The organism is Chryseobacterium carnipullorum (assembly GCF_003815695.1).
GTDB classification, from domain to species: domain Bacteria; phylum Bacteroidota; class Bacteroidia; order Flavobacteriales; family Weeksellaceae; genus Chryseobacterium; species Chryseobacterium carnipullorum.
This window is the reverse complement of record NZ_CP033920.1, coordinates 4,477,347-4,494,767: the sequence shown is the minus strand read 5'-3', so window position 1 is coordinate 4,494,767 and position 17,421 is coordinate 4,477,347. Positions and strand designations below refer to the sequence as shown.

The following is a 17,421-nucleotide window of genomic DNA, read 5'->3' as shown; positions in this document are numbered from 1 at the left end:
TTATCGTATTATAGTTTTACTTTTTTGTTGACTGTTTTTCCGTCAGTATCCATCATCTGAACGATATAAATTCCTGATTCCAGACTATTAGATTCAAATTCAGGTTGATTGACTTCCTGCTGAAGAATCAATGCTCCGGAAATACTGTAAATGCTGATGTTTTTAATACCATGATCTGCTCTGGCTACAACCTGGCGATTTTTAGTGAATATCTCATTTTTATTGGCTAATGATCGGTCGTCTTGTGATTTTTTAAACTGTAGATTGTAATATTGAGTTACGATTTCAAAGGTATTGTTTTGATTGTCAATGTCTTTTGTCTCGATTCCTCCGTGAGCTGCATACTGTTCCTGAGAAACTGTTTTAAGTAAATTTTTATTGGCATCAAAAATATTGACAGCGATCAATTCTTCCTGAGGAAGTTTCAGTTTTAAAATCCCGTTGTTTTCGGATTGTATGATCTCATTTTCAGGAACTTCTATCGGGGTGTTCTTAACATAAGGAATTAATTTCTGATTATTATTTTCCTGTACTTTTAAAAGATAAACACCATCTTTTAATGTCGATAGACTGCTTTCTATCCCTGATTTATTAGCTGTTTTCTCCTGATTGAAATCTGTAATTTCAACCAGCTGCATATTTCCAAGATCCGGTTTCAGCTGGGAAGAATAGAGTGAAACAGTTTCTGCCGGCTTATTTTCCTGTTGTTTTGAAGACAATATAGCCCATTGATTCAAAAGACCACCGCTTCTAAGAGTATTGAATTTCGCATTGGATGCCAGAGTAAAAGGAACAATGCCTCCCACATGGCCTAAAGGTCCCCAGTAAAAAGAATCCAGTTTATATTTGTTCAGATCCCACCAGGCGTAATAGCCACGCTGTACATCAATTGTTTTAGAGGTGTTTTCCGGTGGAATAGCTAAGTCTACCGTAGAATGTCCCAATGTCATAGGCGTTTTGTTGTACCAGTCATAAACATCCTTAGGTTTCATGCATCGTCTGAGATTATTGTTCGGATTATTGGTGACATCGTTGACGAAACTCTGGGTGAAAAGATTCTGCCAGATCACCGGACCCCAAAGAAGACCTCCGTTATCCTGAACGACGTGGTAATTGTATTTATCAAGATATTCCGGTGAAATGACCTCTGAAATGCTTGTGTTATAGGTTTTATAGCCTGTGTTGTTACAGGTATGGAGTACATTGGCAAGGAAAGAGGTGAACGGATAGAAATCTTTTTCCAAAACGCCTTTGTTTAACGTAACCCCTGAAAAATCATAAGGTCCGTCTCCCATATAAGCATACTTGAATTTCAAATTGGCGGGATTGGAAACATTCAGCATTTTTAAAGTGGACATGGCCGCGTGCGCGCCTTGAGAATAGCCTGCCAGAAAGTATTCATCGTACCGTTTTATTCCTTGTTGGGCAAGAACCTTATTGGCAGCTGTGACGAAATCTATTGTTGCTCCGGCTTCAGTAGCGTAATCTACATAGGGATGAACTCCATCTCCAGTCCCCATTCCTACATAATCAGGAGCCATCAGAATATAGCCATTGAGTACATAAGAAAGTTCGACGACAAATCCGGCTGTTAAAGCTCCTTTAAAGTTAGAAGGGACATTATCCCTGCTGTCTGTAGTTCCGTGATCAGATACGACTGTAGAGAGCTTAAAATTCACGTTAGGGTACATCAGGAGTCCTGTTGCTTTTACCAAAACATTTTTTTCATTCTTAGTATAGTAAGTAATTTTGTATCCTTTAAGACCTACATTGAACCCATTGAGATAACTAACGAAGTCCGGAGCGTTCTGCTCCCCGAGACTGTTAGCTATGAAATTAGCAACGCCCTGTGGGGTTAAATCCAGTTTCTGTTCAACGTTTACAAGATCTCCTGCCTGTTGGGCTAAAAAGAACGGTGCTGTTAAACCAAATAAAAGCATCGAGATTTTTTTCATATCAATATTTTTTAGTGATATTAAAGTAGATGTTTTTAATAAAACTATAATAATATTAATGGATCAATAATTATTCATTGAATATAAGTTCCCCGGAAAGTGAGTAAAAGAAGGAGTCCTGCCATTCGGCCGGACTCCTGTTCTGTATATTTTGGGCTTTTAATTAGAAAGCGTTGATTCCTGTAATATCTAAACCGGTAATCAATAAGTGTACGTCATGTGTTCCTTCGTAAGTGATCACGGATTCAAGGTTGGCGGCGTGTCTCATCATTGGGAATTCACCCATGATTCCCATACCGCCAAGGATTTGTCTTGACTCTCTTGCGATATCGATAGCCATTTTCACATTGTTACGCTTAGCCATAGAAATTTGTGCAGGACTTGCTTTGTGGTCATTTTTAAGATTTCCCAACTGAAGACATAACAATTGTGCTTTTGTGATCTCTGTTAAGAATTCTGCCAGTTTTTTCTGCTGAAGCTGGAAAGAACCGATTGGTTTTCCAAACTGTCTTCTTTCCTTAGAATACTGAACCGCTGTACAGTAACAGTCAATCGCGGCACCAATGACACCCCATGAGATTCCATATCTTGCAGAATTCAGACAAGATAAAGGTCCTTTCAACCCGGTTACTCCCGGAAGTAAGTTTTCTTTAGGAACTTTTACATCATTGAATACCAGTTCTCCGGTTTTCGATGCTCTTAAGCTCCACTTATTATGCGTTTCAGGCGTGGTAAAACCTTCCATTCCTCTTTCAACGATCAGTCCCTGTACTTTTCCTTCTTCATTTTTTGCCCACACTACCGCGATGTCGCATACCGGAGAATTGGTGATCCACATTTTGGCGCCGTTCAGAAGATAGTGGTCACCCATATCTTTGAAATACGTTTCCATTGAACTTGGATCAGAACCGTGGTTAGGCTCCGTTAATCCAAATGAACCGATCATTTCTCCTGCAGCAAGCTGAGGAAGATACTTTTTCTTTTGCTCCTCAGAACCAAATTCATTGATAGGAAACATTACCAGCGAGCTCTGTACTGAAGCAGCAGAACGTACTGCAGAATCACCTCTTTCCAGTTCCTGCATAATCAGACCGTAAGAAATCTGATCTAACCCTGAACCGCCGTACTCAACAGGAATATATGGACCTAAAGCCCCGATTTTTCCCAATTCTTTCATTAAGCCCGGAATATCAGTATGATTTTGCGCGGCCTGGTCAATTTGCGGCATTACAAAACTCTCCACCCAATCTCTTACCGATTGACGGATCAGTTTGTGTTCTTCAGTAAGTAAAGCATCAATTCCGTAGTAGTCTGGAATGCTTGTAAGAGGATAATATGACATGATTTTTTGATTTGCCTAAAAGTAAGACTTTTCGTGTGGTTTGAAAAATTTTTTTGAAAATCTTTATTGTCTTTGATTTTCAACAAGATAAAACTGTATCATAAGTGTTTCAGCAAAAATATTGCTTCCTAAGATTCCTCATCATTGGAGATAGGATACTGATTCGCAGCATTGTGTACCTTGCTTTTGAACTTATACAGATAAGGAGCCTTGTTGGCAGATCCGTCATACAATTTCTCTAACCTGTCCAGTATGTTTAAACTTAATATCTTGCGCTGAAAATTATTTCTTCTGAATTTCTGACCCAGAATAGTTTCATACAGAGACTGAAGATCTTTCATGGTGAACTTCTCAGGAAGAAGATTGCTGGCTGCCACCTCTGTATTGATATTCATACGAAGATATTCCAGCCCTGTTTCTATGACTCTGTCATGATCAAAAGCCATTTTCGGAAGATTATCTACCTCAAACCATTCACAACTTTCGTTGAAAGCATCCGGAAAAGTATTGGCAATAGAGAAGTCGATAAGGCTGCAGTAGCCTACCGTAATAAACCGCTGGAAAATCCAGTGGTCTTTAGGAACCTCAATTCCTTTATTATTGAGAAGAATCTGATGGACGTTATTCTCTGTACGGTCTATTCTCCCAAACGTATGGAACTGTTTTAAGAAAAGATTCTGAAGATGGGTTCTTTCATACAACACTCTCGCAGCAGCTTCGCGAAGATCTTCATCATTGAAAACAAAACCTCCCGGAAGCGACCACAGATCCAGATCATGATACTTTAAAAGCAAAACCTTCAAAATATTATTGTGAAAACCAAATATCGTGCAGTCAACAGATACGTGTGCTACAAAATCTTTTGTATCAATAAGTTCCTGAAGGGTTTCTTTATTTTTTGTGTCTTTGATTTTCATGGGAGTAAAAATAAAATTATTTTCTATAATTTCTTTCCTGCGAGCCTAAAATATATTAAACTCACCGTAAAAAGCACAGAGACAGCAAGTAATATATACAGCGGATAATAGTTTAACAGCTGTTTTCCGAACAGGACAGACATAATAATAGAACTGACAGAGCTGCCCAGTGATGAAAAAATCACAATCAGGGAAGTAAACAGGTTGATTTTCTCTTTGTCAACTTTTGCAATCATTTTTGAATTGATAACAGGGTAGAGGGGTGACAGAAAAAGACCAATGACAGGAAATAAAAACAAAATGATACTTGAATTGACAGAATCAAAATACTGGATTCCCAAGATAGCCAGAAGCACGGCTATAATTAAAGAAACACACAAAACATAATATCTTGATAATGAGAATCTCTGGATAATATTAGCGGTGACTGTTCTACCTGCATACGAAAAAAGAGCAAGGAAAGAAGTGGCCTGCAAAGCAAAGAATGAATTGACATTCAGATGGTTTTTATAAAAGGAGGGAAGCCATGAATTGAACCCCTGCTCTACAAACACAATAAAGAAAACTACCGCAAGAAATGCAATTGTTGCCGGCTTTGCAAATACCGAAAGTTCAGAAATGAGACTCTTATTCTCTGTTTTTTTAGCTTCTGAAATAGTTAATCTTGAAAATAAAAATATCGTCACTGCGCAAAGCACTGCTATAGAAAGGAATCCAAATTTCCAGAATTCAGAATAGCGACTCGAAATCAGCCAGCCAAAACCTGTATTGACTACAAAAATTCCCGCCATAAATGTAGCTTCCACACTGTTCATCATTTTGGCCAGAGACTTTTCATCCGAAATATTATTCCGGATAATTCCGAAGACACAGATTTTTCCAACGGCGAAACAGGTTCCTATAATCGCAAACCAAACCTTATAAAACCAAAAATCTTCTACAAAAGGAAGCAGACAAGAGCAGATTCCAACGATAACAAGAGCAGAAATAAGGGCACTTTTAGTCCCTGTTCTACTGATGAAATTCACTGCAAAAAGTGAAATAAATGCAATCGGAAGATCTTTGAATGATTCCAGAAAGCCTAACTTTTCGTACGTTATTTTTGCTTCCGAAAGTTGAAGAATCACAATGCCCATGCAGTTCAGGACCATAGAGAAAATAAGAAAGGTCAGTTTCAAGGGAAGAGAGATTCGGGAAAGCTTGGCTGTCATTTTGGGGATTTTTTTATTCGTTTTTTAGGATAATTTTATGAATTATGAAGCGGATGTATGCCTTTGAACTCCCAAAAATAAACGAAAAATTAAAATAATTATGAATACAATGTTAATTAATTAAAAAAAAATATATTTTTATTGTCTCAATTTGAGAATTAAAAACTAACTGTATATGAATCTAAGAATATCAAGAAGCCTCGGGGTGGTTGCTGTGCTGTATTTTACAGCGAATTTCAGTGCGCAGACCAAGGTGAAAGATTCCGTTCCGAAAGAGAAGGCAATAGAAGAAGTTGTTCTTGTCGGGTATGGATCAGTAAAGAAACAGAACCTTACAAGTGCAGCTTCTGTTGTAAAGGCAGATGCTTTTGAAAACAGACCTCTTTACAATGTAGGCCAGGCAATGCAAGGCCAGGCTGCTGGTGTAAGTGTTGTACAGGCTTCAGGAAAGCCGGGAGCGAATATTGACATTAAAATCAGGGGAAACAATTCTCTCGCGTCATCGGTGAGTCCTCTGTATGTTGTTGACGGTATCCAGACCACAGATGTTAGCGGAATTAATACAGATGATATTGTAGATATGACAATCCTAAAAGATGCGTCATCTACTGCCATCTACGGGATCAGCGGTTCTTCAGGTGTTGTCATCATTACAACGAAAAGAGGAAAAATAGGGAAACCTCAGCTGAACTTTAATGCCTACTGGGGATTTTCTAAAGCGATGAAAAATATTGACGTCCTTAATCAGGAACAATATAAATCGTTATTAAGCGATATTAAGGTGAACGGAGGCGGAGATTATATTTCTACTGCAAATAACCCACGGTATGCAGGCATTAATACCGATTGGACAAAAGAGGTTTTTCAGACAGGTTTTGATCAGAATTACAATGTAAACTATTCTTTCGGCAATGAAAATATTAAAGCATATGCTGCACTCGGATATCAGGATATTGACGGAATAATAAAGCCTTCAAGGTTTCAGAGGACTTCAGCAAAGCTGAATTTGGACGCGGTGATTCTTCCCTGGCTGAAGCTAAACTCATCGGTGAATTACTTTATAACCAATCTTACCAATACAAACGACAATCTCAGTACAGCAAGAGGTGGTGTTGTTTTAAGTGCCTATAATACACCTACTTTTCTGCCGGTATATGGAAATCAGGTCAATATGAGTCCTGGAGATGGGGAAATATATGATGCAACCGGAGCAATAAAGGACGGGTATAAACCGGGGCAGTTTGCACCTAACCCTTATCAGTCATCATGGGAAAATCCTGTTGCTTATCAATCCAGAAAAGATAAAACTCTTTCCCAGAGGTTTTTAAGCAATTTGGGACTTGAGGTAAGACTTTTTAAAGATCTTACATGGAAGCCATCGATCTCATTTGATATGATAGATTCAAGAAATACTAAATTTGTAGATGGATTTCAGACAAGCTACGGACGGTCTAAATTTGGTATAGGATCTCAGGAATTCAGCCAGTTCCAGGAATATAACTTTGAAAATACATTAAACTATACCTTTAAGAGAGGAGTACATGATTTATCTGTACTTGGAGGGGTTCAAATCAATGAAAGAAATTTTCAAAGCAATTATTTTGGCGGAGATAATTTCCCGGCAGATACCTTTAACTTTAACTATGATCTGGCCAAAAATCAAAGCTATGATATCCGTAAAGAGATCCTAAGACAGGTTTCGTTTTTCGGAAGAGCACTTTATACACTTAACGGGAAGTACACAGTGATGGGGGTATTCAGAGAGAATGCAAATTCAGCTTTGGCTCCGGGAAATAAATGGGGATTCTTTCCAGGCGTTTCGGCTTCGTGGGTAATTTCAAAGGAAAACTTTCTTGCAGACAGTAAACTAATCAGTGAACTAAAGCTTAGAGCCGGATGGGGGAAAACAGCTAATGCATCAGCGATTCCTGCCTATTCTCATTTCAATCTTTATAATCCGTTCTGGAATAATGGAGTCCCGGTTTTTGTTAATTCCCAATCTGACAGTGGAGATCTGACCTGGGAAACTACAACAGATACCAACTTAGGATTAGATCTTGGAATCCTTGATAACAGGATCAGATTGAGTGTTGATGCTTATCAGAGAAAAACTGATAACTTAATATCTCCAATTAAATTGGGAACCTATGAATTTCAGATCTACAGAAACATTGGTTCTCTTGAAAATAAAGGATTAGAGTTTGCTCTTAATACAGTGAACATCAAGAATGAAAATTTCACATGGAATACTTCATTTAATATTTCATTTACAAAAAATAAGATAACTAATATCAGTTCATTTCTGAACACAATTCAAGCTGCAAATGTAGAAGGAATGGGAAGATTGGTTAGATTTGAAGAAGGGCAGCCCCTCGGAATGTTTTATGGGTATAAAGTTTCGGGAGTCAATCCTGAAAATGGAGATCAGATGTATGTGAATGCCAGCGGAAATGTTGTAGCCTATACCGATCTTAAACCTGAAGACAGAAGGTATATTGGCAATCCTAATCCTGATTTTACTTTTGGATTCAGTAATAATTTTAAATTTAAAAACTGGTATCTGGATACGCTGATCACTGGATCGGTAGGAAATTACATTTTCAATGCTACAAGGTTTGACCTCGAAATGATGAGTGATTATAAAAATCAGTCTACAGCAGTATTGGACCGCTGGACAACGCCAGGCCAGGTTACTGATGTGCCGAGAGCATATTCTGCTTCTGCACAGATCATCTCAGACCGGTTTATAGAAAACGGATCTTATCTGAAGTTAAAAGCAGTTACAGTAGGGTACAATTTTATGAAACCTTTTAAAGGTGTCAATAAGCTTAATTTATACGTGACAGGGCAAAATATCTTTACCATCACAGATTATTCAGGGATGGATCCTGAAGTAAATGCATTCAGTCCTAATAACGGAACTGTAGGTGCCGAAAGAGCCGTTTTTGGGATAGATTATGGAACATACCCTCAGGTAAGAACAATCATCGTTGGGCTAAAAGCTAACTTCTAAATTATTTACAATGAAAATCAATAAAGCAATATATTATCTATTGGGAGCATCAGCTCTTATGATGACCGTTTCCTGTAATGACTTTCTAGACACAGAACCCATTACAGAGCAGGCAATTTCTATTGAAAGTCCTTTGAAAACAGCCGGAGATGCAGAAAACAGGATGAATACTATTTATTCAGCATTTGGTAATGAATACTGGCAGCTTGATTATGCAATGAATGGTGATGCACAGACCGATAATGCTTACGCGGGAGCGGATAACGTACAAAGCTTTCAACAGGATGAATACCGCATCATTGCGACCAATTCCAACGTAGAAAGAGACTGGAAATACTTATACGGTTTTATCAATGATTGTAATATGATCCTGAATTATGTAGATCAAATCAATGATCCGGCACTCACAACGGCAAGAAAAACCGAAATGAAATCCGAAGCTGCGATAATGAGAGCATTATATTATTTCCATGCCGTACAGCTATGGGGAGATATTCCTTTGGTGACAAAAGCTGTAATAGGAGTGAATTCCGGCAATTTTGATGAAGTGTACAGCCAGGTTTATCCGGCAAGAAAAACAGTTCAGGAAGCCTATGATATGATTATTGCAGATCTTGAAGGTGCCCTTGCCAATGCTCCGGCAGGAAGTGAAAAATACAGAGCCAATAAAAACCTTGCTTACGGATTGTTGGCGAAAGCTAATGCATCTAAACCAAATCCGGACTGGGCAAAAGTAAAACAGTATGCATCCAATATTTCAGGGGTAAACCTACTTCCGGTCTATGATCAGCTTTTTGACGGTCTGCATGAAGGAAATTCAGAATCTATTTTCGAAGCCAACGGGAATGCTGGGAGTGTATGGGCCTGGGGTTCTTCCATGTTCTTAGGAACCGACTGGAAAAAATTCAACATTCCTTCCAACGATCTGGTTAAAACTTTTTCAGATGCAGGAGATACTCAAAGGATGAATAGCTCGATTAAATTTTCACCGGTGGCATGGTCAGATAATTACTGGCCAAGTACCAACTATCCTTTTATGTACAAAATGAGAAAGATGGACGGGACACAGAATTTCTACATTATGAGGTATGCAGATATCCTTCTGTTAAAGGCAGAAGCAGTGTAAGAACGGCAGATTATACAGGAGCAGCAGGATACATTAATCAGGTAAGAACCAGAGCAGGTTTGTCTTCTGTAGCGGTAACCTCTGAAACGGACGGAATTGCTAAAGTAATGGCGGAAAGAAAACTGGAACTGGCTTTTGAAGGACAGCGATGGTTTGATCTGAAAAGAACAGGAACTGCTGTTGCTATTCTTTCCAAGCAGAAAGACGGAAACGGAAATATACTTCCGTATGCTGCAAGTATCAATCAAAACAGGCTGCTTTGGCCTATTCCGCAAGGACAGAGAGATAACAATCAGAATTTAACCCAAAATCCAGGTTATTAAAATATGAAGTTTCACAACTTATATAGTTTCTTTTTTAAAGGTACCTCGCTGCTTTGCGGCGTGGTACTTTTTCCTTTATCGTGTGCATCCGTTGGATCAGGTAAAGAAAGTGAAGTTCAGTCATGGCTCACCAGAGGCAATGAAAGTATAAAATTACAGCAGCAGACTCCGGTCAGATTTGTGAAAAATGCCAACAACTGGCAGAATATTGAAATTGATGATACTCAAAAGTTTCAATATGTTGACGGTTTTGGTTACACCCTCACAGGAGGCAGTGTAGAAGTAATCAACAGACTTTCGTCTTCAAAAAGAAAAGCTTTGCTTCACGAACTTTTTGGAAATGATAAGAACTCTATTTCTATCAGTTACCTGCGATTAAGTATCGGGGCTTCTGATCTGGATGGAAGAGTTTTCTCTTATGACGATCTTCCGGAAGGACAGACAGATCCTTCACTTTCAAAATTCAGTCTGGCTAATGACAAGGATCTGATTGCTATGCTGAAAGAGATTCTGGCCATTAACCCCAAAATAAAAATCATTGCAGCACCATGGTCACCTCCGGTTTGGATGAAAGACAATGGAAAATCAAAAGGAGGAAGCCTAAAACCTGATTTTTACAGAGTTTATGCCGACTATTTTGCAAAATATATTCTGGGAATGAAAAAAGAAGGCATTACCATTGATGCCGTAACGCCTCAAAACGAACCTCTTCATCCGGGAAATAATCCTAGCCTTTTTATGCCCTCTGATCAGCAGAGAGATTTTATCAAAGGTCACTTAGGTCCTGTTTTTAAATCCCATAATATCAAAACAAAAATTGTAGTCTACGATCACAATTGTAATAAACCGGAATATGCCCTTGATATTCTGAAAGATCCGGAAGCCTATCAATATATAGACGGTTCAGCCTTCCATTTATATGAAGGTGATATTTCCGCTTTAAGCACGGTGCACAACGCGTTTCCCGATAAAAATTTGTATTTTACCGAGCAGTGGACGGGATCGAAAGGGACTTTTAACGAAGACCTGAACTGGCACGTTAAAAACGTAGTGATCGGTTCAATGAGAAACTGGAGCCGTATCGCTTTGGAATGGAATGTAGCGAATGATCCTCAGTATCAACCTCACACAGACGGAGGATGTACGGAATGTAAAGGAGCCATAACAGTTTCTGACAGTGAAAATTTCACCAGAAACGTTTCCTATTACATCATTGCGCACGCTTCCAAATTTGTTCCTGCAGGTTCTCAGCGTATTGCTTCCACACAGACAGAAACACTTTCTACGGCGGCATTTAAAACTCCGGCCGGAAAAACAGTATTGATTATCCAGAACGGAAACAGTACGGATGAAAGTTTTAATATCAAATATAACGGAAAGACTGCTCCCGTTATCCTTTCAGGAAATTCGGCAGCGACTTATGTTTTTTAATTTAATATCATGAAAAGAGTTTATTTCTTACTGGCATTTTCAGCATTGGGAATGAATGCTTACGGGCAGAAAACGGTTGATCAGAAGGTAGCAGAACTGCTGTCTAAAATGACCCTGGAAGAAAAGGTTGGGCAAATGGTCCAATACAGCGGATTTGAATATGCCACAGGACCTCAGCAGTCTAATTCCGCAGCAGTTTTGGAAGAAATAAAGAAAGGCAAAGTAGGCTCTATGCTGAATGTGGCGGGAGCAGAAGAAACGAGATCTTTTCAGAAGTTAGCCCAGCAATCAAGGTTAAAAATACCTTTGCTGTTCGGGCAGGATGTTATTCACGGTTATCGTACAACTTTTCCTGTCAACTTAGGTCAGGCGGCAAGCTGGGATCTTGGGATGATAGAAAAGTCAGAAAGAATTGCGGCTACTGAAGCTGCGGCTTATGGGATTCACTGGACTTTTGCGCCTATGGTAGATATTGCCAGGGATCCGAGATGGGGAAGAGTGATGGAAGGTTCAGGGGAAGATACGTACCTGGGAACACAGATTGGTTTGGCAAGAATCAAAGGATTTCAGGGAAGAGGTTTAGGAAGTCTTGATGCGGTAATGGCTTGTGCCAAACATTTTGCTGCGTACGGTGCGGCAGTCGGCGGCAGAGATTACAATTCTGTTGATATGAGTTTAAGACAACTTCATGAAATCTATTTACCGCCATTCAAAGCAGCAGCAAATGCCGGAGTAGCGACATTTATGAATTCATTCAATGATATCAACGGAATTCCAGCCACAGCCAACCCATACATTCAGCGAGAATTGTTAAAAGGAAAGTGGAATTATAAAGGTTTTGTGGTTTCGGACTGGGGAAGCATCGGAGAAATGATTCCTCACGGTTATGCTAAAGATGCCAATGAAGCTGCTGAAAGAGCCATTCTTGGCGGTAGTGACATGGATATGGAAAGCCGCGTTTATATGACGGAGCTTCCAAAACTGGTTAAAGAAGGAAAAGTAAATATAAAATTTGTAGATGATGCGGCGGGAAGAATTTTAGCCAAAAAATTCGAGATGGGGCTCTTCGATGATCCCTACAGGTTCAGCAATGAAAAGAGACAGAAAGAGCAGACCAATAATCCTGAAAATAGAAAGTTTGGAAGAGAATTTGGTTCCAAAAGTATTGTTCTTCTTAAAAACCAGGGAAATATTCTACCGCTTTCTAAGACCGTGAAGACCGTTGCCTTGATCGGACCTTTCGGAAAAGAAACAGTGGCAAATCACGGTTTTTGGTCTATTGCATTTAAAGATGACAACCGAAGAATTGTTTCGCAGTTTGACGGCATTAAAAACCAGCTTGATAAAAACTCAACCTTATTATATGCAAAAGGCTGTAATGTAGATGATCAGGATAAATCTATGTTTGCAGAAGCCGTGGAAACGGCAAAAAAGGCAGATGTAGTGATCATGACATTAGGGGAAGGTCATGCGATGAGCGGAGAAGCAAAAAGCCGAAGCAGCATTGGCTTTACCGGAGTTCAGGAAGACTTGCTTAAAGAAATTGGCAAGACCGGAAAACCAATCGTTTTAATGATCAATGCCGGAAGACCTCTAATCTTCAACTGGGCTGCTGATCATATTCCTGCCATCACTTATAACTGGTGGCTGGGAACCGAAGCAGGTAACTCTATTGCTGATGTTCTTTTCGGAGCTGTGAATCCCGGCGGGAAACTTCCGATGAGCTTCCCGAGAGCAGAAGGTCAGATTCCTGTTTATTACAATCATTACAATACCGGAAGACCTGCAAAAAACAATACAGACAGAAATTACGTTTCAGCGTATATTGATCTTGATAATGATCCTAAGTTTCCTTTTGGTTACGGATTAAGTTATACAGATTTTAAATATGATGATATGGTTTTAAGTTCAGTGAACCTTAAAGGAAATCAGACATTGACGGTTAGTGTGACGGTTTCCAATACAGGAAAATATGATGGAGAAGAAGTAGTACAGTTGTATATCAGAGATCTTTTTGGGAAAGTAGTAAGACCAGTGAAAGAACTGAAAGGTTTCCAGAAGGTACTCATTAAAAAAGGAGAAAGCAGAAAAGTAGATTTTAAGCTGACTCAGGAAGATCTGAAGTTTTTTGATGAGGATCTGAATTTTGACTGGGAAAGTGGAGAATTCGATATTATGGTCGGAACCAGTTCTCAAAATGGACAAACGAAAAGAATTAACTGGACGAAATAGAAATTCTGCAGAAAAGAGTTTTAGCAAAATTTATTAAAAATAGTACAGGTTTATCAAATCCTGATGTATGAAAATCAAATTCAGAAATATTATTCAGCTTTGTACAACAGGACTATTCGTATTTTCCTTTGTCAGTTGTGTTTCAAACAAGACAGATGCCCGGAAAAAACTGGTATGGAGTGATGAATTTAATGGAAAAGGGCTTCCAGACTCATTAAAATGGAACTACGATGTAGGAGGAGACGGCTATGGAAACAATGAAGATCAGTTTTATACCAAAAACAGGCTGGAGAATGCCAGAATGGAAGGCGGCAATCTGGTGATTGAAGCCAGAAAAGAAACCTGGGGAAAGAATGCATATACTTCCGCAAGGCTTTTAACCAAAGGAAAATTCTCATTCCAGTATGGAACAGTAGAAGTGAGGGCAAAACTTCCTAAAGGCCGGGGAACATGGCCCGCCATCTGGATGATGAGCGAAAATATGAAAGAATGGCCGGACGATGGTGAACTGGATATTATGGAACATGTGGGCTTTCATCAGGGGTATGTTCATGCTTCGGTGCATACCAAAAAATACAATCATATTCAGGGGACGCAGAAAACGGATACTCTGATGATGAAGGATGTGAGTGAAAAATTTCATGTGTATAAAGCAAACTGGACTCCGGAAAAAATAGAGGTATTTATCGATGGGCAGAAGTTCTTTACCTACGAAAATAAGGAAAAAACCTATGAAGCCTGGCCTTTCGATCAACCGTATTTTCTTATTTTAAATCTGGCGGTAGGCGGTTTCTGGGGTGGAAAAGAAGGAATCGATGATCGTATTTTTCCACAGAAGTATTATATAGATTATGTAAGAGTTTATCAAAATAAATAATGAAGCGAGGGCAGGTGAGTCCAAAAACAGAAAGAAAAAGATTATGAAAAAACTAATTGTGAGCTGTCTTACAGTGGGAGCATTATTAAATATCAATGCACAGAACTACTGGAAGAAGAATACAGGTAAAACGGCAAAAGTCATTTTAACCAATTCTAAAACCAACGAAAAGATGGCGGATAAAGGAGTGGTTAAATTTGAAAAATTTGGTCAGCCTAAAGAAACAGATGCCTGTATATTTGTGGATCCGGATTTCAAATACCAGAAACTGATTGGAATAGGCGGTGCCATCACGGATGCATCTGCTGAAACCTTTTATAAAATGCCAAAGAATAAGCAGAAAGAAATTCTGGAGGCTTACTTCGGAAAAAACGGACTGGGTTACACGGTAGTCCGTACCAATATGAATTCATGCGACTTCTCCAGTGATTCTTATACTTATGTGGAAGACAATGATATGGCTTTAAAGACCTTCAATGTTGCCCATGACGAAAAGTATAAGATCCCGATGATCAAAGAGGCTCAGAAAGCGATAGGAAAAGATTTCACTTTTTACTTCTCTCCTTGGAGTCCACCAGCATGGATGAAATCCAATAAAAGCCTGTACAAAGGAGGAAGACTGGAGAATCAGTATTACCAGACCTGGGCAGATTATTATATTAAATTCATTAAAGAATACGAAAAAAGAGGAATCAATATCTGGGGATTGACGGTACAAAATGAGCCGATGGCGACACAAAGCTGGGAGTCATGTATCTATTCTGCGGAAGAAGAAGGTGAATTTCTTAAAAATAATTTAGGGCCAACACTTTGGAAAAACGGTTATAAAGACAAAAAAGTAATGATCTGGGATCACAACAGAGACCTGATTTACCAGAGAGCAACAACGACTTTAAGCGATCCTGAAACTTCGAAATATGCCCACGGAATCGGGTACCACTGGTATGAAACGTGGAACAACAAAACACAGCTTTTCGATAATTTAGCAGAAACACAAAGAGCTTTTCCTGATAAATTCCTGGCGTTTACAGAAGGATGTAAAGAACAGTTCAAGATGTCCGGAATTTATGATGTAAGTCTGGGAGAATTGTATGGAAAAAATATGCTTAATGATTTCAACAAAGGAACCGCTTTATGGACAGACTGGAATGTCCTTCTGGATCAAACCGGAGGCCCCAACCATGTCGGAAACTTCTGTTTTGCCCCTATCATTGCAGATACCTCAACAGGAGAAGTTCATTACACGTACGAATATTACTATGTAGGTCACGTTTCAAAATATATTAAGCCCAATGCTCAGAGAATCGGAAGTTCTTCTAACAGAGCAGCTCTTACCTCCACTACTTTCATGAATGAAAATGGTCAGTTGGTGACGGTTATCATGAATGATTCCGAAAATGATATTGAAACGAATCTGTGGATTGAAGGAATGTCTGCCAAGCTATCGGCACCTGCCCATTCTATACAGACCGTTATTTTATAGCTTCATATTGATTATTTTTTATAGAACCGGCGGCCTCGTAGAGGCCGCCGGTTTATATTTGATATCAATACATCAGAATGATTATTTACTTTCAGCGTCATATTTGTCTACAACTTTCTGAGATACCCCTGTATTGCTGAAACCTCCGTCATGGAAAAGATTCTGCATCGTTACTTTTTGAGTAAGATCAGAGAACATACTCACACAATAGTTGGCACAGTCAAGAGCAGTAGCATTTCCTAGCGGAGACATATCATCGGCATATCCTAAGAAACCTCCGAAACCTTTCACGCCACTTCCTGCCGTAGTAGGAGTAGGAGATTGAGAGATGGTGTTGACACGTACTTTTCTTGCGCCCCAATAATTTCCGAAAGATCTTGTGATGCTCTCCAGATATGCTTTGTTGTCTGCCATATCATTATAATCCGGGAACGTTCTCTGAGCTGCGATATAAGTAAGGGCAAGGATGCTTCCCCACTCATTCATACAGTCTTTTTCCCACGCAACACGCATTACTTTGTGGAAAGAAACAGCGGAAATATCCCAGCCTTTTTCCAACCAGTCGTAATTCATTTCAGTATAATGCTTTCCTTTTCTTACATTTACGGACATGCCTATTGAATGAAGGATAAAATCTATTTTACCATATTTTGCAATAGCAGCATCAAAAAGTTTTTCAAGATCTTCCACAGAAGTAGCATCTGCACCTATCACCTCAGAACCTGTTTTTTCTGCTAAACCATTAAGTTCTCCCATTCTCAATGCAATAGGAGCGTTTGATAAGATAAATTCAGCACCTTCTTCATGACATCTTTCTGCAACTTTCCACGCGATAGATTGCTCATTAAGGGCTCCAAAAATAATTCCCTTTTTGCCTTTAAGTAGACCGTATGACATAATTTTTTAATGTTTATTAAATACAAATGTAGCAATAATTTGTGTTTGCGTCATAATAAAAAAGGAGCCTAATTGATTTAAGGCTCCTTTTTTTTGAAAATATTTATATGACTGAAATTTTAATTCGTTTTCTTATTCCATTCTGCTTTTACATCTTCTGCTGCATCCTTTGTTTTTTCCCATGCATCATTAGCTTTATCTTTAATGTCATCCCATGCATCAGAAGCATTGTTTTTTACTTTATCAAACCAATCTTCCTGACTTGCCTCCTGATCATTATCTCTTTTTTCATTGATATAATCTTTAGCTTTGTCTGCAAGATCTTCTATTTTCCACTTTGCATTTTCTGCTGCATTCTTTAAAGAATTCTCTGTGTTGTTTACTGCATCTTCCGCTTTGTTGTATTCTGAATTGTTCATAATAATAATATTTTATTGTTTGTATACCAGTAAATAAACAAGAACCATTCCTAAAATAAAAGCCTACTGTTAAATTTTTCTTAATATTTTGTTATAATTTTCTAAATCACAATTTCATTGTACATAAGTATAGTATAATCAGGAAATAAGACAGAGATGATCAGGAAGTGAAGAATTGTACAGAAGGATTAGTGA

At 38.8% G+C, this 17,421-nt stretch carries 13 protein-coding genes; 7 read left to right on the top strand and 6 right to left on the bottom strand.

Annotated features, from left to right (window positions below):
• Nucleotides 1-8: 8 nt before the first annotated feature.
• The 4 genes from EG346_RS20535 to EG346_RS20520 form a co-directional block, all read right to left on the bottom strand.
• On the bottom strand, nt 9-1,955 hold the full coding sequence (locus tag EG346_RS20535; protein WP_123881197.1) for an alpha/beta hydrolase family protein: 1,947 nt from the start codon (nt 1,953-1,955) through the stop codon (nt 9-11).
• A gap of 163 nt (nt 1,956-2,118) precedes the next feature.
• Complete coding sequence (locus tag EG346_RS20530) at nt 2,119-3,297, bottom strand: acyl-CoA dehydrogenase family protein (RefSeq protein ID WP_073331492.1); 1,179 nt, start codon at nt 3,295-3,297, stop codon at nt 2,119-2,121.
• Nucleotides 3,298-3,425: 128 nt separating this feature from the next.
• Entirely contained in the window at nt 3,426-4,214 is a 789-nt protein-coding gene (locus EG346_RS20525; RefSeq protein WP_123881195.1) for an NUDIX hydrolase, read from the bottom strand.
• Between the two features lie 23 nt (nt 4,215-4,237).
• Nucleotides 4,238-5,425 carry an MFS transporter gene (locus tag EG346_RS20520; RefSeq protein WP_228426217.1) on the bottom strand — a complete coding sequence of 396 codons (1,188 nt, stop codon included), beginning with the start codon at nt 5,423-5,425 and terminating at the stop codon, nt 4,238-4,240.
• A gap of 175 nt (nt 5,426-5,600) precedes the next feature.
• On the opposite strand from EG346_RS20520, the gene EG346_RS20515 reads away from it, so the two are divergent.
• The 7 genes from EG346_RS20515 (at nt 5,601) to EG346_RS20490 (ending at nt 15,910) form a co-directional block, all read left to right on the top strand.
• Nucleotides 5,601-8,438, top strand: a complete 2,838-nt coding sequence (locus tag EG346_RS20515; RefSeq protein ID WP_123881193.1) for a SusC/RagA family TonB-linked outer membrane protein — start codon at nt 5,601-5,603, stop codon at nt 8,436-8,438.
• Nucleotides 8,439-8,448: 10 nt separating this feature from the next.
• Entirely contained in the window at nt 8,449-9,564 is a 1,116-nt protein-coding gene (locus EG346_RS20510; RefSeq protein ID WP_228426214.1) for a RagB/SusD family nutrient uptake outer membrane protein, read from the top strand.
• Between the two features lie 59 nt (nt 9,565-9,623).
• Entirely contained in the window at nt 9,624-9,887 is a 264-nt protein-coding gene (locus EG346_RS25390; protein WP_262511591.1) for a RagB/SusD family nutrient uptake outer membrane protein, read from the top strand.
• Nucleotides 9,888-9,890: 3 nt separating this feature from the next.
• Entirely contained in the window at nt 9,891-11,318 is a 1,428-nt protein-coding gene (locus EG346_RS20505; protein WP_123881191.1) for a glycoside hydrolase family 30 protein, read from the top strand.
• A gap of 9 nt (nt 11,319-11,327) precedes the next feature.
• Nucleotides 11,328-13,550 carry a glycoside hydrolase family 3 N-terminal domain-containing protein gene (locus EG346_RS20500; RefSeq protein ID WP_123881189.1) on the top strand — a complete coding sequence of 741 codons (2,223 nt, stop codon included), beginning with the start codon at nt 11,328-11,330 and terminating at the stop codon, nt 13,548-13,550.
• Between the two features lie 67 nt (nt 13,551-13,617).
• Entirely contained in the window at nt 13,618-14,427 is an 810-nt protein-coding gene (locus EG346_RS20495; RefSeq protein ID WP_123881187.1) for a glycoside hydrolase family 16 protein, read from the top strand.
• A gap of 43 nt (nt 14,428-14,470) precedes the next feature.
• On the top strand, nt 14,471-15,910 hold the full coding sequence (locus EG346_RS20490) for a glycoside hydrolase family 30 protein (protein ID WP_123881185.1): 1,440 nt from the start codon (nt 14,471-14,473) through the stop codon (nt 15,908-15,910).
• 81 nt (nt 15,911-15,991) lie between these two features.
• Here the strand turns inward: EG346_RS20490 and EG346_RS20485 are convergent, their stop codons facing one another.
• Both EG346_RS20485 and EG346_RS20480 read right to left on the bottom strand, forming a co-directional pair.
• The gene (locus tag EG346_RS20485; protein ID WP_034750924.1) at nt 15,992-16,807 is read right to left on the bottom strand and encodes an enoyl-ACP reductase FabI; all 816 of its coding nucleotides are present in this window, start codon (nt 16,805-16,807) and stop codon (nt 15,992-15,994) included.
• A 119-nt stretch (nt 16,808-16,926) separates the two neighbouring features.
• Nucleotides 16,927-17,226 (bottom strand): hypothetical protein, encoded by a 300-nt coding sequence (locus EG346_RS20480; RefSeq protein ID WP_073331465.1) that lies wholly within the window; start codon nt 17,224-17,226, stop codon nt 16,927-16,929.
• Nucleotides 17,227-17,421 lie beyond the last annotated feature (195 nt).